We start from the raw sequence: 26,028 nt of genomic DNA on the forward strand, positions 1-26,028 counted from the left end.
CCACGGCGGCCGCAGGGCACGCCGCGTCCGCCGCGCCGCACGCAATCAACGAACGCACCGAGCACGAACCGCGGCCGGCCCGGCCGCGAGCGGGGAGGAAACCATGAAGATCTTCCAGCCGATGCTCTTCGTCGGCCTGGGCGGCACCGGAGGACTCGTCGGCGCCGAACTGGAACGCCGGCTCCGCGTCGAACTGTGCGGCCCCGACGGCATGGCGCTGAGCCGGATGAACGGCCACGCCCCCTTCCAACTGCCCGACTGCCTCCAGTTCGTGTACGCGGACTACAGCGAGAGCGACCTCCAGCGGCTGCCGCAGTTCAACGTGGACCCCTCGCTGCGCGCCGCCTACGCCCGCACCTCACGCGCCACCCACAACCTGCTGCCCAACTTCGACAGCTCACCCGAAGTGACCAAGATGCTCCGGGCGAGCCTGCGCGAGGAGGTGGCCGGCTGGCTGCCGCCGATCACCGGCGAACCTGAGGTCACCCCACTCCACAACGGTGCCGGGCAGCTGCCCACCGTGGGCCGCGCCGCCCTGTTCGCCACCCTCCGGCACAGCCTCGCCCCGGTCCTGGAACCCCTCGTGCAGGCCATCGACGCGATCGCCAAGTCGGCGGGCGAACTCAGCGAACTGGGCGGCGGCAAGGTCAACGGCTGCGACGTCTTCGTCGCCTTCTCCGTGGCCGGCGGCACCGGCGCCGGGATCTTCCTGGACTACCTGCACCTCATCAACCACGCCTTCCAGATGCGCCGCTTCGACGGCGTCAAGATCTACCCGCTCGTGGTGATGCCGTCCTCGTTCTCCGCGGCCACCGGCGGCGGACGCGAGGCCGAACTCAACGCCGCCCGCGCCCTGGTCGACCTGTTCCGCCTGGTCGACCAGCAGAACGCGCCCACCGAACGCGCCGAGATCGGCGACCTCGACCACGACGCCAAGTTCGGCATCCGCTACCCGGGCACCACCCCGGTCCGGCTGCGCACCGGCATCCTGCCCACCGCGTTCCTGTTCAGCCCCACCGCCGGGATCCGCGCCGACGACCTGCGCCGCTCCATCGTCTCCCTGGTGATGTCGCTGATCGGCACCGAACTGGGCGACGGCCGCACCCAGGGCCGCAAGATGGCCGCCGACGACGATTACCAGACCTTCGCTGCCAGCTTCATCAACCGCGGAGTCGCCCGCAGCTCCGTCTCGCCCACCGGCATCGGCAGGCGGGGCGTGTCCACGAGCCTGGTGGCGTCCATGACCGCGCCGATGGACCAACTGGCCGACCTGGTGGCCGGCCGGATGCTGCGGGAGGCCGTCACGGACCTCGTGGAGCGGCCGCGCGCCGAACTGCGCGAGGGCGCCGTACCGATGATCCGGCAGCTGTTCGCCGACTCCCACCTCGAAGAGCTGTGGGAACGACGGCAGTTGCCGGTGCCGGAACCCGAACCGCTGCCGCGCGGCGGCCGGAACATAGAGACGGCGCTCGGCCAGCGCGTCGCCGACATGCAGGCACTCCTGTCCGACCTGCGCGCCGAGGCCGGCCGGCAGGCCGCCGTCATGGCCGACCGGTTCGCCCCGCGCCCGGCCATCGACAAACTCCTGCAGAGCGCCGACCCCTTCCTCGTCGAACGTGTCGTCAGGGGCGTCCCGGACAGCGAGGAGCAGATCGCCCGGCTCGGCTTCCTCGGCATGCTGGACAGCCGCGCCCGCGCCCCGCAGCGCCCGCCGGGCGTCACGGAGCAGCCGCCGAAGATCCCCCGCGTCAAGGGCCAGCTCGCCGGCCTGGCACCCGCGCGCTGGGGCGACGACGACGTACAGGCCGCCCTCCAGGAGCAGAACACCTGGTACCAGTGGCGCTGCCGCTCGATCTGGCACGAGGCCTGGCGCGAACAGCAGCAGCACTGGCAGCCCCAGGCCGACATGGCCGGCATCGACCTCGACCGCCTGGTGCGGTCCTTCCTCAGCCACAGCGACCAGGAACGCAAGTCCTCCGCGCAAAAGGGCCGCGAACTGTTCGAGGACCGCACCGGCATCTCCTACCTGCTGCCGCCGCAGCGCACCCTCAGCCACTTCTACGAGGACGTCGTCACCCGGCTGCTGCGCCGGGAGAACCTGCGCGAGCAGGACCACGTGTCCGCGCTGCTGCTCAAGCTGATCGACGGCGACACCTGGCGCAAGGTCCACACCCTCAGCCGCCGTGATCCCGAGGGCGCGGTCGCGCGGATCAAGAGCCGGCTGGAGGCCAGGACCACGCGGCTGTTCGCCGAGAGCGGCACCCACCTGGAGGAGCGCCCGCTGCTGCCCGCCATGGGCACCCTGCTCGCCGCCGCCGCGGGCGACCGGGACGCCCGCGACCAGGTCAGCAAGGACACGCTCGACGTGTTCGGCCGCAAGCTGGCCGGACTGCTGCCCGTGGGCTTCACCCCCGAGGGCACCGGGCCGCTGCGCGTCCTGGTCACCCACCCCCGGGTGACGGCGGTGGACGAGGTGCAGGAGTTCCTCGGCAAGACGCTGCGGCTCCCCTCGGACGCCAAGAACTCCGTGGAGTACCGGGGGGTGGAGAGCGACTCCATCGCCGTCGTCCTCTTCCGCAGCGAGATGAGCCTCACCCAGGTGCCCGAGGCCCGCAAGGTGCTGCGCCAGTGGGCCCGCGCGAAGGAGAACGAACAGGCCCAGGACGTCCTGCGCTGGCGCCAGCGGCTGGGCTTCAGGGACACCTGGATGGTCAGCGCCGAGGAGGACCGGCGCACCATCCTGCACCGGCTGCTGTGCTGCCTGTGGAACGGCCAGGTGGACGTGCTGGAGGGCGACGCCGCCTCGCCGCAGCGGGTCAGGCTCCGGCTCTTCCCCGACACGGGCCCGGACGTGCCCGGCGTCCGGCTGCGGCTCGGCGACTTCCCCGGCGGCGTGTCGAGCTGGGCGGAGCTGCTGCGCTCCTACGAGCGCTGGACGGTCCTCGACGACGAGGCGACCGTCGAGGACTACTGCTACGAGCTGATGGCCGCACAGCCGCTCGGACTGGCCCGCACGGGCAGCGAACCGCACCCGCTCTTCGTCGACCTGGTCGAGAAGATCGCCCCGCGCCAGCTGGACCTGCTCGCGGACCGCCGCGAGCGGGGCGGGCAGCGGGTCGAGGGCTGGGTGCGCCCGCTGTGGGAGTTCTGGGCGGAGACCCTCCCGGCGGCGCTCGACAAGGAGTTCGGCGACCAGCGTGCCGTCCAGCCGACCCTGCGCACGCTGCTGGAACACGTACGCGGCGGCACGCCGGCCCGGCCCCGCCTGCGCGAGGACGTACCCGAGCCCCGGCGCCCGGCGCCCGAGGACGACGACTTCGGCACGACGCCCGTCGCGCCCCGCGCTTCCCAGTACCGGCGCGAGAACGAGCGGGACGAGCGGAGCGTGTGGGAGGAACCGGTCGACGACTACGGCACCGGGCGCGGCGTCCCCGACACCCGTGATGCCTCCGACACCCGTGATGCCCGCGACACCCGTGATGCCCGGGACGCACGCGAAGTCCGCGACGCCCGCGATCCCGTGGACGGCGGGGACGCTTGGCACGGCCGTCGCGAGGACCGCGGCAGGGAGGACCGCGGCTGGGAAGAGGGCGGCAGGGAGGACCGGTACGGCGGCGGGCGGTACGGCGACGAGCGCGAGGAGGGCCGAGCGGACGGCCGCGACCGTGGCCCCGCCCGCGACCGGGACTGGGGCCGGGACCGGGACGGCGGTGACGACCCGGACCGCGGCTACGACCGTGACCGGGGGCGCGGGTACGACCGGGACGGGGACCGTGACCGGGAGCGTCGGTCCGGGGGCCGCGCCGAGGGCCGCCCCTCCTTCGACAAGCCCGGCACCGGTGACCGCGACGCCGGTGACCGCCGCGAGGACGTGCGACGGGACGACGTGCGACGGGACGACGTGCGACGCGAGGACGTGCGACGGGACGACGTGCGACGCGAGGACGTGCGACGGGACGACGTGCGCCGCGAGGACGTGCGACGGGACGACGTGCGACGCGAGGACGTGCGACGCGAGGAAAGCCGCGGCGACGACCGGGACCGCCGGGAGGACGACCGGGACCGCCGGGAGGACGGGCCCCGGGTGCCGTGGGACGAGCCCGGCGCCGCGGGACCGTACCCCGGGGCCGGGGACGACTCCCGCGACCGGTACCGCGACAACCCCTGGGACGGTGACGCCCAGTGAGCACACCTCAGGAGGCGCGCGGCGTCATCCACCTGGACCTGCGCGCCGGAGCGGCGGAGCTGGACAGGCCGTCGGCACTGCGGGCCAGGGTCGCCCGGCAACTGGGCCTGGCCGGCCTGCCGGAACCCGACGACCCGCTGTTCCTGGTGGTCGACACCCCGGCCGGACTCACCGACCACCAACTCCAGTACGAACTCCTCACCGGCTACCGGGCGGTGGGCCAGGTCAGGCTCCTGGTGCTGCTCGTCGGCAGCGCGCCCGGCTCGTACGCGGGCGACGACGAGGCCTTCCAGCCCGACCGTCGGCTGGTGCGCCCCGCCGTACTGCGGTCCTCGGGCACCGGACTGCTGTGGGCCGGTGACCTGCGTTCCGCCCGCACCGCGCTGGAACGGCCCGCCCCGGACGACCCGGACGCCCTGGCGGTACTGGTGGACGTGCTGTCGGTGCCCGACCTCTACCTCCACGTGCTGGACGCCGTCGGCTCGCTGCCCGAGGCCGTCGCCGCGCCCGGCGTGCGGCTGCTGGAGCAGGACCTGCCGCCCGAGGTGCGCGACCGGGCCTGGCGCGACGCGCTCACCCGGTTCGCGGGCGAGGACACCGAGCTGCCGACGGACGTGCTGCTGACCGCCTCGTCCGGGGCCGACCTGCCCGAGCCGCTGGGCCGGCTGGTGGCGGCCCGGGGCGGCGGGGACCAGCCGCACCGGGCACCGGGCGGGGTGGCGGACGGCGCCTACCACGCCTGCACGGACGCCCTCGACCGGGCCGAGGGGGAACTGGCCGGGCTGCGGACCCTGCCGGGCCTGCTGAGGGCCTCGCGCCGTGCGGCCTTCGAGGCGGACGTCGAACAGGCGCGCCAGGCGCTCGACGAGTACCGGGAGCTGGTGGGGGCGGCCCTGCGCAGCGGCGGCGGGACCGCGCCCGCCGCCGCCGAGTCGGGCGCCCGGCTCGCCGCACTCGGCTTGCGGGTGCCGCCCGCGGGCGGGGTGAAGGACCAGATCCGGGAGGGGCTGAAGGACTTCGCGGGCAAGCTGCTGGCGCAGGGACTGCCGCTGCGGTCGGTGGCACAGCGTTTCACCGGCCTGGCCGGGCGGGTCGAGCCGGTCCCTGGTTCGGCGCTGCTGCCCAAGCTCGCCGCCCTCCCGCACCCCGGCAGAGGCCCCCGCGACGACCCCTCCGGGACCGGCGCCGTCGAACCCGGGCCGCCCCTGGCGGGTCTCGCCGCGGCCGTGGCGGGGCTGCTGGGCGCCCTGTGGCCGTGGCCCTTCCTCGCCCTCGCACTGGCCGTTCCGCTGCTGTTCGTCGCCACGGCGCTGCTCGGTTCGTCCCGGCTGCGCGACTCGGGGCGGCCGGGCCGCTGGGCCGTGGCCCCCGGGGTCGCGGCGTTCGGCGGCGCGGTGGCCGGCGCGGTGGTGGCGTACGCGGCCGAGCCGCCGGTCTGGCTGGGCACCATCGGCCTGCTGATCGGCCTCGGCCTCGCGGCGGAGACGGCCCGCAGGCTCTGGCGCGCCGCGGCCGCGTCCTGGGCGCCGGGCCGGGCGACCGACGTGATGCGGCGGTCGCTGGACGGGCTCGACGCGCTGCTGGCCGAGGCGGTCCGGGAGCACTGGGCCGTCGAGGAGCGCCTGGAATGCGCGGACGCCGCCCGGTCCGTCGCCGGGGTGCTCCGGGCGACGGCCGCCGCCGCCGAGGCCGAGGCGCTGCCGGAGACGGCGCCCGAGACGGAACGGCTCGCGTCCGACGGCGCGCCGCGCGCCACCGCTCGGCCGGACACCGCCCCGGCCGCCGACGGCTGGCTCTCCAGCGCCTCGGTCCTGGAGACGGACGACCCCGCCGGAGCCGACGACGAGGACGGCGGCTGGGCGCGCATGTACGCCTACAAGGAGGAGACCCCGGCCGCGGTGCCCGCAGCGGACGCGGCATGGCTCGACGGGCGCGAGGAGAGCCACGACGACGCCACCGCCTGGGCGGACCGCACGAAGGAAGCGCCGCGCTGGCTGGACCGCGAGAGCGGCGAGGGCGGACCGGAACTGGTCGCCACGCTGGCCGGGGACCTGACCGACGCCGCCCAGCTGGCGCTGGTCCCGTACTGGCGTGCCGAGCGCGGCCAGGCCGGCACCTCCGCGGTGCGGCGCACCGAGGAACGGGTCCGCGAACTGCTGTCGACGGCCCGCCACCACCTGCGGCGCAACGGCGTGCTGTCGGCGCCTCCCTTCGCCGCCGCCCGCCGGGTCCGCGCGGGCTCCGCCAGCCTGCTCGGCACCGACCCCTACCGCCCGGCCCGACTGGTCGGCGCGGAGGCCGACCGGCAGGCCGTGGTGCAGCTGTCCTCGCCCGAGCAGGGCGCGCTGCTCAGCCGCGACCCGGCGGACGCGCGGTGGATCAGGTTCGCCCCGGGCGCCGTGCGCGACGAGGTCGAGAAGGCCTGGCGGGCCGAGGGTGCGCCGCAGCCGGAGGACGTCCTGTGGACGTCGTCGGGACGGTACGCCGGCCTGGTACGGCTGACGCCGCTGCGGTCCGGCGTCGTGGACACCGTCCGCTCCCGCCACGGCTCCGCGCCCACAGGCCCCAGGAACCCGTACGACACGACGGGTACGTACGACGACGGGAACCCGTACGACGCGACGGGCCCGTACGACGACGGGAACCCGTACGACACGCCCGACGTGTACGACCGGGGAAGCGACGTGTACGACCGGGGAAGCGACGTGTACGACCGGGGAAGCGACGCGTACGACCGGCCGGTCGAGGACCGCCGGGAGGGTGACCGAGGCGACCGAGGCGACCGAGGCGACCGAGGCGACCGAGGCGACCGAGGTGCCCGCGAGGACCGCTGGGGGAGTCACCGGGTGGACGACTGGGGGGACGGCAGCCAGGACGGCCGGGGGAACGGCCGGGGGAACGGCCGGGAGGACGGCGAACGCCGATGACCCGCTTCCGCACCCGCGGTGCCCGCCCCGGCCCCGCGCGCCCGCACCCACCGGTGCACGCGCACACGTACGAAGGAAAGGACCGCCGGTGACCAGCCCCACGCACTCCGCCGGGCCCGGCCAGGGCGGTGCGCCGCCCGGCAAACTCGTGTTCACCACGCCCGCGGGCGGGCGCCGCGTCGCGTCCGTCCGCTTCGGCCGGGAGTCCCGCCGGGACCGGCTGCTGCCCCAGCTGATCCGCAACTGCCTGCTGGACGACGAGGGACAGCAGTGCGTGCAGGTCCGCCTGACCGCCGAGGACGCGGCGAACCCGGCGGCGCGCGCCCTCCTGGAGACCGAGACCGGCACCGCCCTGCACCTGCACCGCCTGCTCGGCGACACCGACTACGCGCCGCTCTTCCCGCGGGTCGTCGGCCACGAACTCGACACGGCCGAGCCGTTCCTGCTCTACGCCGCCCCGCGCGGGATCGCCGCCGCGCGGACCCACGTCATGGCGGCGAGCGACCAGCAGCGCTTCACCCGGGACCTGATGACGGCCCTGTGCGTGCTGGACGGGCAGGGCCTGGTGCTCCGCGGCCTGTCCCCGGCGACCGTCCTGTGGGACGGCGCCAGGGTCCAGTTGTGGGGGCTGGAGGCGGTGACCCGGGCCGGACGGCCGCGCAGCCCGTGGGGCAGGCTGCCGTTCTGCTCGCCCGAGCAGCGCCGCGGCGAAGGACTCGCCGACTCGCGGGACGCGGTGTGGAGCGCCGCCCAGGTGCTCTACCGGCTGGTGACCGGACGGCCGGGACCCGCCGACGGGGCACCGGCCGACCTGGGCGAACACCGGGTGCTCGACCGGATGTTCCGCAAGGCCTTCGACCCGCGGGCCGTCGGCCGGCCGACGCCCGCCGAAGTGCTCGACCTGGTGTCGCCGGGCGCCGGTGACCGCATCCGCCTGACCGTGCCCGCCGACGAGACGCGCCCGCACCGGGAGGCGTTCGAGGAGGCGCTGCGGCTCAAGCGGCAGGCGCCCCTCGCCCGTCCCCGGGACGGTTCCGGGGCCCCGAGCGAGCGGGGCAACGGCGAAGTGCTCTGCCCGTACTGCCTGCAGACCATCCAGCTGGACCTGACGAAACTGTTCGTCGCCGACAACACGATGCAGTACAAGCAGCCGCTGGACGTCTCCGGCATCAGCAACCCCGTGGTGCTGGACGACATCATGCGCGGCGCCGTCCAGAAGTGCGCGGCGGACCCGGACTTCCCCGAGCACGTCATCCCGGTCCCCTACCTGACGAACGGCCGTCCGCTGACCGTCGCGATGGTCGGGCAGTCCTCCACCGGCAAGAGCCATCTGCTGACCCAGATGATCGCCGCGATCACCGACGGCGGACTTGAGCCGTTCGGCCTGACCTGGCAGTCGGTCAACCCCGAGCAGCACGCCCGGTTCGTGCGCGAACGGGTGCAGCCGCTGCGCAACGGCAACGTGCTCGACCACACCGCCGCGCTGGGCCTGGACGACTTCGCCCGGTTCGTGGAGTCGCTGCTGATCACCGATGCCCGCGGACAGGTCCGCCCCGTCGCCTTCTTCGACCTCGGCGGCGAGGACCTGGTCCGCACCGACGCGGCGCTGCGGTTCCTGCTCGGGGTCGACGCCCTGGTCTTCGTCGTCGACCCGGCGCTGGCCCTCCCGCTGCCCGAGCTGGACCACGCCAGGCAACGCTGGGGAGTCGAGGTGAACCGCGACGGCGACCTCGCCTTCGGCACCGTCCTGGACAGGCTGCCGAAGAACGGCCCGTACCTCGACGTCCCGGCCGCGATGGTGCTCGGCAAGGCGGACCTGCTGCGGTTCCGGCCGCCCGTCGACCGCTGGCTGAGCCGGCCGCCCGCCACCTCCCTCGACGCCGCGCTGGTGCGTGCGGAGAGCCGGGACGTGCACAGTCTGCTGCGCGGGCACGCGGGCCAGGCCTGGCTGCGGCCCTTCGACGCGATCCGCCGGTGCACCCTGCACATCGCCTCCGCCACCGGCGGCCAGGAGGACCGCGGCCGCTATCCGGCGGGAGCCGGGCCGCGAAGGGTGCTGGAACCCCTGCTGGCGCTGCTCGCGATGCACGGGCTGATCGACGTGCCGGGCGGCGCCGAGGCGTTCGCGGTGGGGGAGGCACCCGGGTTCGAGACGGTACCCGGCCGCCGGGCGCCGGGCTCTGGTAGTACGGCCGGTGGCACGGCTGATGGAACGACCGGCGGCACGGCCGGTGGAGCGGCGGGAGGGGAATCCCGGTGAACGACTTCCAGGGCCGCGAGCCCGTGCACCAGGTCGTCTTCCGCTGGGACGGCAACCGCGGACGCCAGGGCACCGGCATGAACGCCGTCGCCTACTCCTGCCCGCCCGAGCGGGCCGCCGAACTCGCCCGCGAACTGGGCCCGTTGCTGTGGATGTCCGGAGCGGCGGCAGCGCGGCCGAGCGTCGTGCGCACCGTCTCCCGCGACGGCCACGTCATGCTCGTCCAGCGCTGGCCCACCACCGACCCGGGCGGCCGGCCCAGCACGGTCAGCCATGTCCTCGTCGGGCCGCCCGGCACGCTGAAGACCCGCCAGTGCCTCGGCCTCGCCCACGGCGGCTGGAGCGTACAGGAGAAGGCCGAGCAGGCCTCCGGGCAGCAGGACGCGATCGAAGGCGCCCGGCTCGACGACCTGGCCCTGTCCCGGCTGCCCCGCATGCTGGAACAACTGCCCACGGTCAAGCACGCGGTCACCCAGATCACTGCGGAACTGCTGCGTGACCCGGCCCAGCGGGTCTCCCTGCTCCTGGGCGAACGCACCCCGGTCGACTGGCCGGACCGGAGCCAGGTGCCGCTGGTCTACCTCGGCCTGTTCCTCGTCTTCGGCTCCTGGCTGGGCCACGAGTGGACGTTCGCCACGTACGACACCGTGGACACCCATCCGCTCCGGCTCACCGCTGTCCCGCGCTGGGAGCCGGACACGGGCGGCTCCGGCCCACTGGCCCGCGTCATGGGCCGGGCGCCGGACGGGCGCCGGATCGAACTCGGGGCGGCGGCGGAGCTGGTGAAGCACCTCCTCGCGCACCGGGAGGCGCCCGCCGGCGTTCCGCAACTGGTCGAGGACCTGCCCGACGGCGCGGTCCTGGACTGGGACCGGCGGCGTGCCCGGCTGCAGGAGATCCTGGACACCGACCACCCGACCGCCCGCACCGCACCACCGCCCCGACCCGCCCGGCCCACGCACCCCGAGCGCGGCGGCCCCTTCGACCGAAGCGAACCCTTCGACCGAAGCGAACCCTTCGACCGAAGCGAACCCTTCGACCGAAGGGACCCCTTCCACCGCAGCGAACCCCTCGACCGAAGCGAGCCCTTCCACTCGAGCGCGCCCCTCCACCCAGGCGACCCCGTCCACCGCAGCGAACCGGCCGACCGCACCCCGCCGACCACAGCGCCCGACCGCACCCCGTCGACCGCACCGGCCGACCGGAACGAGCAGCCGACGGAACAGGCCTACGGGACCGCCGCACCCGACTGGCCCCCCGGGCCCGCCGGGGCCCCCGGGCCTGACAGGACCGACTACTGGTCCCACGGGACAGCCGGCGTGGACAGTGCCGCCGCCCCTGACAGGGCGTCCGGCACCGGCAGAGGCGACCGGGCCGAAAGGGCCGACCGGGCCGATTGGGCTGACAGGGCCGGCCGGACGGACGGCACCGACCGGACCGATGAAGTCCTCCCGGCCCCGGGGAGCGGTGGGTTTCGCACCGACCACCCGGGCGAACGGACCGGAAGGGCCGACCAGAACGAACCGGCCCAACGGACCGGAAGGGCCGACCAGGCCGAACGCGCCGACCAGGCCGAACGCGCCGACCAGGCCGAACGGGCCGCTCAAGCCGACCGTGACGCCCAAGCCACCCGAGCCGCCCGGGCCGACTGGAACAGCCGGGCCCACTGGACCGAAGCGAACCTCCCGGCACCCGCGCCGGGGACACCGGGGCCGCAACAGGGGCCGCTTCCGCCCCCTGCCCAGCAGCCCCTGCCGGCGGCACCGGCCGCTCCTCCGACGCCCCCGCCGGCCGTCGCCCCGGCAACCGGCCCCCGACCCCCGTACCCCCCGCTCGTACCCCACGCCGGTCCCCAGGGGGCGGCCGCAGGGGGCCTCCCGGACGGTCCCGACGCGCACGGGCTCCGCGGGGAGCTGCGCGGCCACCGGCCCGGTGACGGACCGCGGCGCACCACCCTGGCGGCGGAGCTGAGCACGCGGCCGGACGGGTTCCTCCTGGACGAGCTGCGCTCCGGTCAACTCCCTTACGAGTCGCTGGACCTGGTGCTGACCGAGCTGGGCAGACCCGAACGCCTGCGGGTGCGCCACCCGGACATGCGCCACGAGCTGTGCGCCGAAGTGCTGCGCAGGGGCCTGTACTTCACTCCGCAGGCGCCCGGTGCGGACCAGGTGTCCAGGGCGGTCCTGGCCGAACGGGCGACCGTGCTCTTCCAGTGGGCGGTGGCCCCGCTGGCCCGGGACGAACGCTACGCGCTCGACCTGCGGGAGCTGATGCACCGCATGAGCCGGGACCCCCACCCCGCCGCGGGCACCTGGCTCCGCCGAAGCCTCGTCGAACCGCCGGACGGCAAGGTCCCCGACCTGCCCCCGACAGTGTGGAGCCAGGTCCTGCGGGACGTGATCAGCCGGAACGGCAGGCCGCCCGCCGCGCTGTCGGCGCCCCAAGAACCCCCACCGCCCGAGCCGGACTCCCGGCCCCCCGTGAACAGGGCGGCCTGGGTGGTCGCAGGAGCCGTGGGCGCGATCGTCCTCTTCATCGTGCTCGTGGTGACCCTGGCCTACGTCTGACGCCCGCCCGCGGCGCCCGGAGGAAAATCCGTGGCGCCCGGGAGCGGACGCCCCTAGGGTGAGGGGACGCATCAGGCGGTGGCCGTCGGCCGCCGCCGTCGGCCCGACGAGAAACAGGAGGTGTGACCCATGGCTGTCTCCGTGATGGGCGCTGCCCGCAACCACCAGAGCATCCACACCACCTCCGCGGTCTCCGGCTGACACATCCACCTGCTTGACCCGTGCCCTCCCGGTACGGGTGGTCGGGGCCGCCCTTGTGAAGGGTTCCCCTTGTCTCTCTCCGCTTCTTCTTCCTCCGCTTCCTCCGCTTCCTCCGCTTCCTCCGCTTCCTCCTCTCCTTCGCTCTCCTCCTTCGGGGAGCACCCGCTCGTCCACTACGGCTGGGACGACGGCTGGGCGGCGGAGTTCGCCCCGTACGCCGAGCAGGGCCTGCTGGCCGGCCGGGTGCTGCGGGTCGACCGCGGGCAGTGCGACGTCGCCACCGCGGGCGGGGTGCTGCGCGCGGACACCGCCTTCGTCACCCCGCACGACCCGATGCGGGTCGTCTGCACCGGCGACTGGGTCGCCGTCGAGCCCGGCGGCAACCCGCGTTACGTGCGGACGTACCTCCCGCGCCGCACCGCATTCCTGCGCTCCACCTCCTCCAAGCGGTCCGAGGGGCAGATCCTCGCCGCCAACGTGGACCACGCGATCGTCGCCGTGTCGCTGGCCTTCGAGGTCGACCTCGGCCGCATGGAGCGGTTCCTGGCCCTGGCCTGGGAGTCGGGTGCCCAGCCGCTGGTCGTGCTGACCAAGGCCGACCTCGTACCGGACCCGGCGACGCTGTCGTACCTCGTCCAGGACGTGGAGACGGCGGCGCCCGGCGTGCCGGTGCTGCCGGTCAGCGCGCTGACGGGGGCCGGGCTCGACGTGCTCGTCGCCGCCGTCAGCGCGGGGACCTCCGTGCTGCTCGGCCAGTCCGGAGCCGGCAAGTCGACCCTCGCCAACGCGCTGACCGGCGAGGACGTGATGGAGGTGCAGGCGGCCCGGGACGTCGACGGCAAGGGCCGGCACACCACGACCACCCGTAACCTGCTCGCGCTGCCCGGCGGCGGCGTACTGATCGACACGCCCGGACTGCGCGGGGTGGGCCTGTGGGACGCCGAGAGCGGGGTCGGACAGGTGTTCTCCGAGATCGAGGAGCTGGCCGCGCGGTGCCGGTTCCACGACTGCGCCCACCTGCGCGAGCCCGGCTGCGCGGTACTGGCCGCCGTCGACGCGGGTGAACTGCCCGAGCGGCGGCTGGAGAGCTACCGCAAGCTGCTGCGCGAGAACCAGCGCATCGTCGCGAAGACCGACGCGCGGCTGCGCGCGGAGATCCGGCGGGACTGGAAGCGCAAGGGCGCGGAGGGCCGGGCCGCCATGGAGGCGAAGCGCGGACGCTGGGCATAGGGTCCTCGAACAGGGGCCTCGAACAGGGTCCTCGAAACGTCGCCAGGCCCGTGTCCGATTTCCGCCAGCGCCGGTCCGGGCCGGGGGCGGACACTGGACAGCGTGACGGACAGCGTGATGGACGAGGACAGCAGGTACGAGGCGGTGCGCAGCCGGGACGGCCGGTTCGACGGCGAGTTCTTCTTCGCGGTCGCCACGACCGGGATCTACTGCCGTCCCAGCTGCCCGGCCATGACTCCGAGACAGTGCAACGTGCGGTACTTCGCCACGGCCGCCGCCGCCCAGGGCGCGGGCTTCCGGGCCTGCCGGCGGTGCCGGCCGGACGCGGTGCCCGGCTCGGCCGCGTGGAACGTACGGGCGGACGTCGTCGGCCGGGCCATGCGGCTGATCGGCGACGGCGTGATCGACCGGGAGGGCGTCGGCGGTCTCGCCGTACGGCTCGGCTACAGCGCGCGGCAGGTGCAGCGGCAGCTCACCGCCGAGGTGGGCGCCGGGCCGGTCGCCCTCGCCCGGGCGCAGCGCGCGCACACCGCGCGCGTCCTGCTGCAGACCACCGGCCTGCCGGTGACGCAGATCGCCTTCGCGGCCGGGTTCGCCAGCGTGCGGCAGTTCAACGACACGATCCGCGAGGTCTACGCGGCGACCCCGAGCGAGCTGCGGGCCGCCGCCCCCCGGACCAGGCACCGCCGGGCCGCCGTGCCGACCGCCGGGATACCGCTGCGGCTGGCCCACCGGGGGCCGTACCAGGTGGGGCCGGTCTTCGACCTGCTCCAGCGCGAGGCCGTGCCGGGTGTCGAGGAGGTGAGCGGCGCGGCCGGCGCCCGGACCTACCGGCGCACCCTGCGGCTGCCCTACGGCACCGGGATCGTCGCCGTCGACGAGCGCCCCGGCGCCCCGCGCACCGCGTCCGGCGCCCACCCGGGCGGCTGGCTGGAGGCCCGGCTGCACCTGACCGACCCCCGCGACCTGACGACGGCCGTGCAGCGGCTGCGGCGGCTGTTCGACCTCGACGCGGATCCGTACGCCGTCGACGACCGGCTCGGCGCCGATCCGCGGCTGGCCCCGCTGGTCGCCGCCCGGCCGGGGCTGCGCTCGCCGGGTGCCGCGGACCCGGAGGAGGCCGCGCTGCGGGCGCTGCTGGAGCCGGCGGCGGCCGGGGAGCTGGTACGGCGCTACGGCAAGGCGCTGGACGCACCCTGCGGCACCCTGACCCACCTGTTCCCCGAACCGGCCGTCGTCGCCGGGGCGGAACCCGAGGGCCCCCTGGGCGCGCTGGCCGCCGCCCTCGCCGACGGCACCGTCCGGCTCGACCCGGGCGCCGACCGCGACGAGGCGCACCGGGCGCTGCTCGCCCTGCCCGGCCTCGACGCCGCCGCGGTCGCCGCCATCCGCACCCGCGCCCTCGGCGACCCCGACGTGGCCCCGCCCTGCGCGGCCGCCCCCGACAGCTGGCGCCCCTGGCGCTCGTACGCCCTGCACCACCTGCGTGCGGCGAAGGAGTTGGAGATCCGATGACCACCGACATGACCACCGACACGACCACCGCCATCACCAGCGAGGTGATCACCGAGAGGACAACCGAGAGGACAACCGACAGGACCACCGGCATGACCAGCGGCATGATCACCGGCCCCACAACCGGCATGACCACCGCGACGACGGCCGAAGCGGCCGTGGAGGCGACGTACTGGACGCGGTGCGAAAGCCCCCTCGGACCGCTGCTCCTCACCGCCGACGCGGACGGCGTCCTCACCTCCCTGTCCGTGCCCGGCCAGAAGGGCGGCCGCACGGTGGGGGAGGGGTGGCGGCACGACCCGGGGCCGTTCCGCGCGGCCGAGGAGCAGTTGCGCGCGTACTTCGCCGGTGAACTCAAGGAGTTCGCCCTGCCGTTGCGCGCCCACGGCACCGCGTTCCGGGAACGGGTGTGGACCGCCCTCGACACCGTTGCGTACGGCACGACCACCACGTACGGCGAGATCGCCGCCCGGATCGGGGCCTCCCGCGCCGCCGTGCGGGCCGTCGGCGGCGCCATCGGTGCCAACCCCCTCCTGGTCCTGCGCCCCTGCCACCGGGTGATCGGCGCGGACGGCTCGCTCACCGGCTACGCGGGCGGCCTGGAGCGCAAGGTGCGGCTGCTCGCCCTGGAGGGCGTGCCGCTGCCGTAGGCCGCCTCCGCTCCCGTGCCCGCTCCCGTGCCCGCGCCCGGTCCACCGTCCGCCGGTCAGCCGTCCTCCAGGCCCCAGCTGTGGATCCGCCGCGGCCGGATGCGGATCACCTCCTCGCTGAACCGCGGCCCCAACGCGTGCGGGCCGGTGAGGAGTTCGGCCTCTCCCCGGATGTCGACGCCCCGGACCCGCCAGGGGCTGACGCTCACGATGTCGTCGACCACCAGGGCGACCTTCGGGTTCTGCCGCAGGTTGCGCCATTTCTTCGTACGGCCCATCGCCGCGCCGCCGACCAGGATGGTGCCGTCGTCCTGCGGGAAGAAGCCGACGGGGTTGGCCTGCGGCTGCCCCTACGGATCGACGGTGGCCAGCCGGCCCAGCCGCTGCGTCCTCAGATAGGCGCGTTCCGCCTCCGTGAATTCGGTCATGGCAGCACCCAATCACCCCGTGCGGCCGGTGCGGCAGCCGCATCGGGGCATCCCCGGCGCCGGTTCAGCCGCCGGGCCGTTCCCGGGCCACCCAGCCCCGTTCGTAGGCGTGCCAGCCCAGTTGCAGCCGGGTGGTCACGCCGGTCAGCTCCATCAGCCGCTTCACCCGGCGCTGCACGGTCCGCAGCCCCAGGTCGAGCTGTTTGGCGACGCTCGCGTCCGTCAGGCCGGCCAGCAGCAGGGACAGCACCTCCAGGTCGGTGGTGTCCGGTCCCGCCGGGCCCTGCTCGGTGACGCCGGACGCGCCCAGGCGCAGGGGCAGCGCACCCCGCCACACCGACTCGAAGAGACCCGACAGCAGCTCCAGCAGGCCGCTGGAGTGCACGACGAGCGCGGCGGGCTCCGCCATCCTGGAGGTGAGCGGCACCATGGCCAGCGCCCGGTCCGCGATCACCAGTTTGGTCGGCACCTCGTCGACCACGCGCACCTGTTCGTCGCGGCCGAGCGCGGCGGACAGCTCCGTGATGCCGTTCGGCATGTCAAGCACCGCGCGCTCGACCACCACCCGGTAGCGCACCCCGCGGTCCGCCGCCTGTTCCTCGGCCTCGTTCTCCATCCCGGAGACGACCATCGGAGTGTCCGTGACCAGCGCGCAGACCTCGTCGACGGCACCCAGCTGCAACTGCACGAAACGCTGCGCGACCGCCGGCGCCCCGGTGACCACCTCGATCAGATCGTGCACGGCCGGCTCGGCCGCCGCCGCCCGGTACTCCTCGGCGAGCAGCGCGGCGGCCAGCTCCGCCTTCTCCAGCTCGTGCCGCTGCTGGGTGAGCAGCGCGCCGAGCGCCACGCCGGGCGGCGCGGCGACCCAGCGGCCCGGCCTGGCCGAGGACTGGGCCGCGAGCCCGTGCCGCTCCAGGCGGCGCAGGGCGCGCTCGGTCTCGTGCTCGCCGAGCATCAGCCGCCGCGCGAGATCGGGCACGTCGGCCGCCCCCACGGACACCAGGGCCCGATACGCCGACTCGTGCCTCTCGTCCAGCCCTATCGCTGCCAGCATCAGCTGCCGTTCCTCCCCTTCAGCGCACGTCACCGACCACGGCGGGCCGGTGGTGGCGGAAAACAGCCACGGCGCAAACCCGCCGCCCGACATCATCGCCGTACCCCTGGTCATCCTGACAAGGTGGCACCACGGAGCGCCGACGGACGGCCCGGCCGCCGGACGGCAGGCGTGGCGGCCCGCGCCGACGCGAACGGCGTGTACGGCGTACGCGCGCGGGGGCTGCGCGCACACGGTGGCGGAGGTGCCGAAGGCACCGGAGCCGCCCCGACCGACCCGGCTCCGGGTCCCTCAGACGTCGCCGGGCGGTTCTCCCGTGGGGGGTGGGACCGCCCGGCGGCATGGTTCCGCACGGGTATTCGAGATGTCGTCCGGCGGGCCGTTCCCGGCACGGGCACGGGCGGGATTTTCCGGATGCCCCGTTTTCATCCCGCCCCCGCGGTGGACAATCGGTGGCATGAGCCAGCAGGGGGGAAGGCCCACCGGTCATGAGGACGACTGGTGGCGGCAGTTGTACGACGACTCCACCGAGGACACCGGTCCGGCGGCCGCGGCCGATTCCCTGGACGACCGCTTCGCCTCGGCCGCCGGCACCCTGGACAGCGGCCCTTCACGGACCGGCCCCAGGGACGAGCACCCGCCCGAACCCGATCCCGAACCCGATCCCGGACCCGCACCAAGTCCTGGACCGGAAACCGGACCGGGACCCCGACCGGGCCCCGCTCCGGAGTCCGGCGCAACACCCGGGCCGTCCCCGCGGCCGCCGGAAACGGCCACCGGGCCTGCGGGGCGACCTGCCGACCGGCCCAGCGACGGACTTGCCGGCCGGCCCGGCGACGGACTTCCTGGCCGACCTGCCCACGGACCCGTCGGCGGACCGGTCGGCGGACCGGTCGACCGGCACCCGAACACCGCAGCCGAAGGGTGGCAGCGAGCCCCCTGGGAGCCCCCAGCGGCCGTCCCGGCCGGCCCGACGACCTTCCCGCCGGGCCCCCGCGGACCCGAACCCGCCGCTGCCCCGGACTCCGACCCGGCCTTCGCCCCGGACCTCGAAGCCGAGCCCCGTCCCCAGCCCCACCCCGAGCCCCCGGCGCCGGCCGACAGCGCGCCGGGCGGATACGCACCGCCCCTCCTCGTCACCCACGTGGGCTCCGGGCCGCCCACCTACGACGCTGAGCCCACCGCGCTCCCGGCCGCCGACCCGGACGGGCTCGACGAGCTGGTGCCGGACACGGTGCTGGACGGTGCCAGGTACGGGGCCTGCACCCTGCGGGCCGTCTCCGTGCGGGGGGACTCGCCGCGCTACCGGGGCGAGCCGCGGCGGGACGCGTTGCTCACCGCGCGGTTCGGCGCGGGCGAGCAGGCGCTGGTCCTGGTGGCGATGGCCACCGGCGCCCGGGCGAGACCGGACGCCCACCGCGCGGCGGCCGAGGTGTGCCGGTGGATCGCGCGGGCGGTGGGCCGCAGCCACGTCCGGCTGGCCGAGGACATCAGGGCGGCCCGGCGCGGCGAGCTGAAGTCCGGCCTGCACCGCCTCACCGACCGCAGCCTCGGCAGGCTCCGCGCCGGCGCCGCCGAACTGGGCGTCCCGCCCGAGGAGTACGCGGCGACGCTGCGCTGCCTGCTCCTGCCCGCCGACCCCGCGTGCCGCACACGCGTCTTCTTCGGTGTCGGCGCGGGCGGACTCTTCCGGCTGCGGGAGGGCACCTGGCAGGACATCGAACCCCGGGCGGCCGACGGCCCGGCAGCAGACCCACGGGCGGTCTCCCAGTCCTCCCACTCCTCCCACCCGTCCCCTCTGTCCGGTCCGGCCGAGACGCCGGAGGGCGACCGGCTCACCCTGGACCTCGGCCTCCCGGCCCCGCCCGCCGCGTACGCCGTGGACCCGGGCGCGGGTCCGGTGTCCGGACCGCCCCCCGAGCCGTTCCGCTTCCGGGCCTGCCTGACCCGGCCGGGTGACACCCTCCTGATGTGCACGGCGGGCCTCGCCGAGCCCCTGCGCGGCGAGGAGGAACTGGGCGCGCACCTCGCCCGCCGGTGGTCGGATCCGGCACCGCCCGGTCTCGCCGCGTTCCTGGCGGACGCCCAGGTACGGGTCAAGGGCTACGCGGACGACCGTACGGCCGCGGCCGTGTGGGAGGCGTGAGCGGCCGGGCTGTGAATTCATGGACCCAGGAGTCCGCACCGGGCGACGGCAGCAGGCACCGGCGGGAGGCCCACCAGCCGCAGGGCAGCCGCAGCGGTCCGCAGCCGCCGTCCGGAGACCGAAGGGTGCCGGGAGCATGGCCAAGCAGAACGTCGCAGAGCAGTTCGTCGACATCCTCGTCCGCGCCGGTGTCAGACGCCTGTACGGCGTCGTCGGGGACAGCCTCAACCCGGTCGTCGACGCCGTCCGCCGCAACGCCGCCATCGACTGGATCCACGTGCGACACGAGGAGACGGCCGCGTTCGCCGCCGGCGCCGAGGCGCAGATCACCGGGAAGCTGGCGGCCTGCGCCGGCTCCTGCGGCCCGGGCAACCTGCACCTCATCAACGGCCTGTACGACGCCCACCGCTCCATGGCCCCGGTCCTCGCCCTCGCCTCGCACATCCCCTCCAGCGAGATCGGGCTCGGCTACTTCCAGGAGACGCACCCGGACCGGCTGTTCCAGGAGTGCAGCCACTACAGCGAACTGATCTCCAGCCCGAAGCAGATGCCCCGGCTGCTGGACACGGCCATCCAGCACGCGGTCGGCCGCAGCGGGGTCAGCGTCGTCACGCTGCCCGGCGACATCGCGGCCGAGCCCGCCCCCGAGAAGGCCGCCGAGACCGCCATCGTCACCTCCCGGCCCACCGTCCGGCCCGGCGACGCGGAGATCGACCGGCTGGCCCGGATGATCGACGAGGCCGGCAAGGTCACCCTGTTCTGCGGCAGCGGCACGGCGGGCGCGCACGCCGAGGTGATGGAGTTCGCCGGGAGGATCAAGTCCCCGGTCGGACACGCCCTGCGCGGCAAGGAGTGGATCCAGTACGACAATCCGTACGACGTCGGGATGAGCGGTCTGCTCGGCTACGGAGCCGCCTACGAGGCCACCCACGAGTGCGACCTGCTGATCCTGCTCGGCACGGACTTCCCGTACAACGCGTTCCTGCCCGACGACGTGAAGATCGCCCAGGTCGACGTGCGTCCCGAGGTGCTGGGCCGCCGGTCCAAGCTGGACCTCGCCGTGTGGGGCGACGTGAAGGAGACCCTGCGGTGCCTGATCCCGCGCGTGCGGGAGAAGAAGAACCGCCGTTTCCTCGACCGGATGCTGAAGAAGCACGCGGACGCCCTGGAAGGGGTCGCCAAGGCGTACACGCGCAAGGTCGACAAGCACATCCCGATCCACCCCGAGTACGTCGCGGCCGTACTCGACGAAGTCGCCGCCGAAGACGCGGTGTTCACCATCGACACCGGCATGTGCAACGTCTGGGGCGCCCGCTACATCTCGCCCAACGGCCGGCGCCGGATCATCGGCTCCTTCTCCCACGGCTCGATGGCGAACGCGCTGCCGATGGCCGTCGGCGCCCAGTTCACCGACCGCAACCGGCAGGTGGTCTCCCTGTCCGGGGACGGCGGCTTCTCCATGCTGATGGGGGACTTCCTCACCCTGGTCCAGTACGACCTGCCGGTGAAGGTCGTGTTGTTCGACAACTCCTCACTGGGCATGGTGGAGCTGGAGATGCTGGTCGCCGGCCTGCCCTCGTACGGCACCACGAACAAGAACCCGGACTTCGCGGCCGTCGCCCGCGCCTGCGGAGCGCACGGCGTCCGGGTGGAGAAGCCCAAGGACCTGGCGGGTGCCCTGAAGGATGCCTTCAGCCACAAGGGGCCGGCGCTCGTGGACGTCGTCACCGACCCCAACGCCCTGTCCATCCCCCCGAAGATCAGCGCCGAGATGGTGTCGGGCTTCGCCCTGTCGGCGTCCAAGATCGTGCTGGACGGCGGGGTGGGGCGGATGGTGCAGATGGCCCGCTCCAACCTGCGCAATGTGCCGCGCCCCTGAGACCGCTGCCGCGCCACTGAGACCGCGATCGTTACGCCTCCGCGTCCGCGTCCGCGTGACGGCGGGGGGTGCGCGTCCTGCGTCGCCGGCCGCCGGCCGCCGCCCGCCGCCCGCCGCCCCGCCGCTCCCCCTCCGCGTCCGCCGTCGGGGCACGGAAAGCGTCGTGCTCCGGCCAAGTTCGCGCGGCGGTCGGCGCCCCGCCACGCACGGATGCCGCCGGAGCGTAGGCGGGGCGCCGGGGGACTGACACCCAGGGCGCAGCCGACGGAGAACAGACGAGCAGGCGGGCGCCCGGGCGCACAGTGCCCCGGCAGCCACGGCAGTGCTCCCCGGCACCCCCTGGCATCCGGCGAAGCCGGGTCGGAGACGACAGGGCAGGCTCCCCCGAAGCGTGAGCGGCACGCCGGTCGCCGTCGCCGTGACGGGCCGCGGCGATGGCCGAACAATTGGTCGTTGATGATTCGACATGACTGGCGTGGATCCCGCGGGGGCATGGTTTCCCGTGAACGTGTTCGAGCTGGAGGGGAACCGACATCGGCACGCGGGCGGGGGAGATGACGAGTCAGGCGCGAGGGGGCGGTCCCGTGACGGCAGGGGCCTCCTCGGTGAGGACGGCGGAGGAAGAGGCCGACGGCGCGGCGGGAGTGCCGCAGGCGCCCCAGCTGAGGCGCCGGCTGGGCCGGGCGGACCTGCGGGCGGTGCCCGAGGCACGCCGGGCCCTGCGCGAACTGCTGGACCGCTGGGGGCGGCCGGACACCTCGGACGTCGCCGAACTGCTCACGAGCGAACTGGTGACCAACGCACTCGTCCACACGGACGACGACGCGATCCTGACGGCCACGGTCTCGCCGCGCGGACTTCGGGTGGAGGTACGGGACTTCGTGGCCCGCGGACCGCGGCCACGGGTGCCGGTCGCCGCCGAGGACACGGGCGGCAGGGGACTGGTCCTGGTGGAGTCCCTCGCGGACGACTGGGGCGTGTGCCCGCACGACGTCGGCAAGTCCGTCTGGTTCGAACTGGGCGCGCGTCAGGCGGCGTGAGGGCGAAGAAGAGGGGAGAAGGGCCTCCTTCTCCCTTCTCCCCTCTGCCCTCGGTCTCGCGACGTCCTAGCCGAACTGCTGTTCAAGATCCTTGAGCTTGCGCTCCAGCGAGTCCAGGCGCGGCAGGGCCTGTGTGTCGTCCTCCGCGGTCAGGTCGACCGTGAGGGCGTCAGCGCCCTTGCGGACGGGCTGGAGCGAGGGACGGGCGCGTACCGGCAGCGGTTCCGCGGATATGGCAGGCTCCGCGGAGACCTGGGAGGAGCCGCGCTCCAGGGCCTGTGCCTCGCCCTGCCGGCCGCCCCGGCCGCCGAAGCCGCGGTGGCCCCGGCTGATCGCCTTGAGCTGCGCGCGCTCCACGCGCTCGTGCTCGCGCCGCAGGCGCCGGGTCTCCTCCTTCTGCCGCGAGTCCTCGCGCACCTCCTCGACGGCCTCGTCCAGGCTGCGCACGTTCTCCAGGAGCATCAGCGACCAGGCGCGGTACGTCTCCCGGGGGGCCCGCAGCCAGCGCACGATGCGGATCTGCGGCAGCGGGCGCGGGACCAGGCCCTGTTCGCGCAGGGCGGCGCGCCGGGTCTGCTTCAGGGCGCGGTCGAAGAGGACCGCCGCCGACAGTGACATGCCGGCGAAGAACTGGGGCGCGCCCGCGTGGGCGACGCCCCTGGGCGCGTGCACCCAGTTGAACCAGGCCGCGGCGGCGGCGAACATCCACACGAGCAGCCGGGAGCCGAGTGCCGCGTCACCGTGGCTGGCCTCGCGCACCGCGAGCACGGAGCAGAACATCGCCGCGCCGTCCAGGCCGAACGGCACCAGGTACTGCCAGCCTTCGCTCAGGCCGAGGTTCTGCTCGCCGAAGCCGACCAGGCCGTGGAAGGAGAGCGCCGCGGCGACCGCCGCGCAGCAGAACAGGAGAATGTAGGAGGCGGTGCCGTAGACGGCCTCCTTGCGCCTGCGGCGCTCCTCGCTGCGCTCCCACGAGTCGTCGTTGCTCGCGTTCCCTTTGGTGGACCGCTTGCCGCGCGCGAGCACCGCCACCGCCGCCAGCACGCCCAGGAGCAGTACGGCGCCCGGAAGCAGCCAGTTCAGCGATATGTCGGTCAGTCTCATCTGGGGTCCCTTGCATGGGGATAGGGCGTGACGCCCGCCATAGTGGCCCAATCCCACCGGCCCTCAGGGGGTTTCGGGGCAAGAGGCCGCCAAGGAGGTGCAAGGGGATGCCCGCGGACGGCGTTCTGCTCGAACTGCCGCATGAGGGGCGGGAGTTGAGTTCGAATAAGACTACCCGTACGGATGGTTCCGCGGAAAGTTCCCGCGACGGGTGAGGGAGTTGTGAACCTCCCGTGGCCGTCGCACCCGTGCAGGTGTCCCGTTCGTGGACGATCTTACGGGACGTACGGCGGTCCGCCGGACCGCGTGACGGGGTGACGGAGCCTCAGGCGGCGGCCGTGGCCGTCAGTTTGGCGATCCGGTCGGCGTCGCAGGTGCGCGGGCAGGTGGCGCAGGCGTCCTGCGGGCGGACCGTGTAGAACATGCAGCAGCTCGCCCGGTCGCGGGTGGGCAGCGCCTCGCCGTCCGGGCCGGTCAGCTCGCGGAAGGCCGCCGAACCGACGTAGGGGCGGGTGGCGCCGGGCAGCAGCAGTTCCAGCTCGTGCCGCGCCCGCTCCTGCTCGCCGAGCAGGTGGGCGACGTACCACAGGCCCTCGACGACCTCGTCGGTCGCCATGCCCCACAGGGCCCGCCCGCGCCGCCGCATGCGCGGGCCGAAGCCGGCGAGGACCGGGTCCAGGTGCTCGGCGACGGCCGCCCGCACCTCGGCCCGCAGCGTCTCCTCGTCGCGCACCACGCGGGCGCCTGGCAGTGTGGCCGCAGGGTCGTCCGGCAGGCAGGCGAAGGAGACGGGGCGCACCGCCATGCGGCCGGCGGCGCGGTCGTACCAGACGTGCGTCGCGGGCAGGCGCGGGACCCTGCGGTGCAGGAACCACGGAACCGTGAAGAGCAGGCAGGCCGGCCAGGCGTAGCGGTGCAGTCCGAAGCTCGCGACCACGTCGGGGCGGGCCCGCGTCCCGTAGTCGCGCAGGACCTGTGCCTCGTCCCAGGCCAGGAACGCGTCGAGGCCGGGGCCGCCCTCGGCGAGGTCGGCGGCCCGCAGCCAGGCGCCGCCCCGCGGAGCCCTCTCCGCGGGGCCGGACTCCGTCACCGAGAGGCCGGGGAAGGCCTTGGTGAGGCGGGCGTAGGCGTCCGCCACGGCCGAAGCGAGCAGGGGCATGCCGGACCGCCGATCCGCGTTCGAAGGAGGTGCGTTTTCAGGTAAGGCTTACCTTACTCGACTTCGACGGAATGTGAACCCGTGGCCAGTTGCGCCTAAGGTGCTTGACGGACGAACAGCAACCCGTCGTAATGACCCCAAGCACCCCCAAGCCCGGAGGAGAACCGTGAAGCAGGGCGCGCAGGACCCCGCCGCGGCCGAGGGGGCCGCCGGGGCCGGGACGCCGTGGTCCCGGCCGGGCGACGGCGCCGTTCACGTTCCCCGGCAGCCGCACGCCGCCGACCTGCGACGGGAAGCCGGGGCGCGGCCGGGGCAGCCCGCACAGCCAGGCCCGGAACCGGGCTCGCGGCCCCGGCGGCCGGAGTGTGACACCCCGCCCGGTGGCCACGGGGACGGCGCCACCCGCGGCGAGCACACGCACGGCGAACGCCCCGCCCCGCACCACCCGGGCCCCCCGCTGCGGCGCTCCTCCGTGCGCGGCCAGGTCCTCGACGCCCTGCGTACGGCGCTGGTCACGGGCGAGCTGCGGCCCGGGGAGATCTACTCCGCGCCCGCGCTCGGCGAACGGTTCGGGGTCTCCGCGACCCCGGTGCGCGAGGCCATGCAGCAGCTCACGCTGGAGGGCGCGGTCGAGGTCGTGCCCAACCGCGGCTTCCGGGTCGTCGAACGCGGCGCCCGTGAACTGGCCGAACTCGCCGAGGTGCGGGCCCTGGTCGAGGTCCCGGTGCTGCTGCGGCTGGCCCGCACCGTGCCCGCCGAACGGTGGGCCGGACTGCGCCCGCTCGCCGAGGCCACCGTCCGGGCCGCGTCCTCGGGCTGCCGGGCCGCCTACGCCGAGTCCGACCGCGCCTTCCACGGCGCGATGCTGGCGCTCTCCGGCAACGAACAGCTCCTGCGGATCGCCGAGGACCTGCACCGGCGGGCCCAGTGGCCGCTGGTCGGCGTCCTGGGCCGGCCCGCGCGCGCCGCCCTGATCGCCGACGCGGCCCAGCACGCGGCCCTCCTCGACGCCCTGGTCGCCCGCGACACGGAGACGGTACGCGCCCTCCTGACCGCCCACTTCACCCCGGCGGACTGACCGCCCGCTTCACCCCGGCGGACTGACCGCCCGCGTGACCCCGGCGGACTGACCGCCCCCGACCGTGCGCGGAGCGCGGCCCACGCCGCCGCCTGCGCGGCGCTCCACCCCGCCACCTGCCACCCCGCCGCCTGCCGCCCCGCCGCGAGAGCGGGCCCTCGGGCGTCCGGCCTGTGGTGCCCTGCGCAGCGACCCCGGCAAAGCTCCAGCCCGCCGTCCGCCGCCCCGCGAGCCGCCGCCCCGCCGCCCCGCGAGCCGCCGCGATAGCGGGCCCGCTTGCCCGGCCTGTCGCCCCTCAGGTGCAGTGAACCCGGCAAAGCTCCAGCCCGCCGCCCGCCGACCCGCCGCCCCGCCGCCCCGCCGTCCCGAGAGCCGCCGCCCCGCCGCCCGCCGTCCCGAGAGCCGCCGTCCCGCCGCCCGCCGTCCCGAGAGCCGCCGTCCCGCCGCCCCGCCGGCCGTGGCGCGCCCCGCCGTCCGCGGCGAGAGCGGGGCCTCCGCATGCCCTGCCCCCGTTATCTTCTTCGCGGTCCTGCAAGAGGGCCGCTGGCCTCCGGGCCCGGCATGACTGTTCCCCCCTGTCGAGTGGATGACCTGGGGGGTG

The 26,028-nt window shown here is 74.9% G+C and carries 14 protein-coding genes and 1 pseudogene; 11 read left to right on the plus strand and 4 right to left on the minus strand.

Going from position 1 to position 26,028, the window contains the following annotated elements; all coding sequences use genetic code 11:
* The first annotated feature begins 103 nt into the window (after positions 1-103).
* The 7 genes from AB0G56_RS05830 to AB0G56_RS05860 all read left to right on the plus strand — a co-directional run bounded on the left by AB0G56_RS05830 (position 104) and on the right by AB0G56_RS05860 (position 15,536).
* Positions 104-4,186 (plus strand): tubulin-like doman-containing protein, encoded by a 4,083-nt coding sequence (locus tag AB0G56_RS05830; protein ID WP_360964195.1) that lies wholly within the window; start codon positions 104-106, stop codon positions 4,184-4,186.
* Entirely contained in the window at positions 4,183-7,113 is a 2,931-nt protein-coding gene (locus tag AB0G56_RS05835; protein ID WP_360964198.1) for a hypothetical protein, read from the plus strand. Before AB0G56_RS05830 ends, AB0G56_RS05835 begins: the two co-directional genes overlap by 4 nt.
* Positions 7,114-7,201: 88 nt before the next feature.
* Positions 7,202-9,373, plus strand: coding sequence for a hypothetical protein (locus AB0G56_RS05840; protein WP_360964201.1), 2,172 nt, complete (start codon positions 7,202-7,204; stop codon positions 9,371-9,373).
* Entirely contained in the window at positions 9,370-11,940 is a 2,571-nt protein-coding gene (locus AB0G56_RS05845) for a hypothetical protein (protein WP_360964204.1), read from the plus strand. Before AB0G56_RS05840 ends, AB0G56_RS05845 begins: the two co-directional genes overlap by 4 nt.
* Positions 11,941-12,210: 270 nt before the next feature.
* Entirely contained in the window at positions 12,211-13,371 is a 1,161-nt protein-coding gene (gene rsgA, locus AB0G56_RS05850) for a ribosome small subunit-dependent GTPase A (protein ID WP_360964206.1), read from the plus strand.
* A gap of 117 nt (positions 13,372-13,488) precedes the next feature.
* On the plus strand, positions 13,489-14,886 hold the full coding sequence (locus AB0G56_RS05855; RefSeq protein ID WP_360964269.1) for an AlkA N-terminal domain-containing protein: 1,398 nt from the start codon (positions 13,489-13,491) through the stop codon (positions 14,884-14,886).
* A gap of 128 nt (positions 14,887-15,014) precedes the next feature.
* Positions 15,015-15,536 (plus strand): methylated-DNA--[protein]-cysteine S-methyltransferase, encoded by a 522-nt coding sequence (locus tag AB0G56_RS05860; protein WP_360964272.1) that lies wholly within the window; start codon positions 15,015-15,017, stop codon positions 15,534-15,536.
* A 56-nt stretch (positions 15,537-15,592) separates the two neighbouring features.
* Here AB0G56_RS05860 and AB0G56_RS05865 read toward each other — a convergent pair.
* Positions 15,593-15,964 (minus strand): annotated as a pseudogene (locus tag AB0G56_RS05865) (PPOX class F420-dependent oxidoreductase).
* 64 nt (positions 15,965-16,028) lie between these two features.
* Positions 16,029-17,021, minus strand: a complete 993-nt coding sequence (locus AB0G56_RS05870) for a helix-turn-helix domain-containing protein (RefSeq protein ID WP_360964209.1) — start codon at positions 17,019-17,021, stop codon at positions 16,029-16,031.
* A gap of 457 nt (positions 17,022-17,478) precedes the next feature.
* Here AB0G56_RS05870 and AB0G56_RS05875 point away from each other — a divergent pair, with 457 nt between their 5' ends.
* From AB0G56_RS05875 to AB0G56_RS05885, 3 genes are all read left to right on the plus strand, one after another.
* Positions 17,479-19,167, plus strand: coding sequence for a protein phosphatase 2C domain-containing protein (locus tag AB0G56_RS05875; protein WP_360964212.1), 1,689 nt, complete (start codon positions 17,479-17,481; stop codon positions 19,165-19,167).
* A gap of 136 nt (positions 19,168-19,303) precedes the next feature.
* The gene (locus AB0G56_RS05880) at positions 19,304-21,046 is read left to right on the plus strand and encodes a pyruvate dehydrogenase (RefSeq protein ID WP_360964215.1); all 1,743 of its coding nucleotides are present in this window, start codon (positions 19,304-19,306) and stop codon (positions 21,044-21,046) included.
* 584 nt (positions 21,047-21,630) lie between these two features.
* Positions 21,631-22,086, plus strand: a complete 456-nt coding sequence (locus AB0G56_RS05885; RefSeq protein WP_360964218.1) for an ATP-binding protein — start codon at positions 21,631-21,633, stop codon at positions 22,084-22,086.
* A 66-nt stretch (positions 22,087-22,152) separates the two neighbouring features.
* Here AB0G56_RS05885 and AB0G56_RS05890 read toward each other — a convergent pair whose 3' ends face one another.
* Positions 22,153-23,190, minus strand: a complete 1,038-nt coding sequence (locus tag AB0G56_RS05890; protein ID WP_360964221.1) for a DUF2637 domain-containing protein — start codon at positions 23,188-23,190, stop codon at positions 22,153-22,155.
* Between the two features lie 325 nt (positions 23,191-23,515).
* Positions 23,516-24,349, minus strand: coding sequence for a (2Fe-2S)-binding protein (locus AB0G56_RS05895; RefSeq protein ID WP_360964224.1), 834 nt, complete (start codon positions 24,347-24,349; stop codon positions 23,516-23,518).
* Between the two features lie 166 nt (positions 24,350-24,515).
* Between AB0G56_RS05895 and AB0G56_RS05900 the strand changes: the two genes are divergently transcribed.
* Positions 24,516-25,427, plus strand: a complete 912-nt coding sequence (locus tag AB0G56_RS05900) for a GntR family transcriptional regulator (protein WP_360964227.1) — start codon at positions 24,516-24,518, stop codon at positions 25,425-25,427.
* Positions 25,428-26,028: the final 601 nt, after the last annotated feature.

Source organism: Streptomyces sp. NPDC021356 (assembly GCF_040641015.1).
GTDB lineage: Bacteria > Actinomycetota > Actinomycetes > Streptomycetales > Streptomycetaceae > Streptomyces.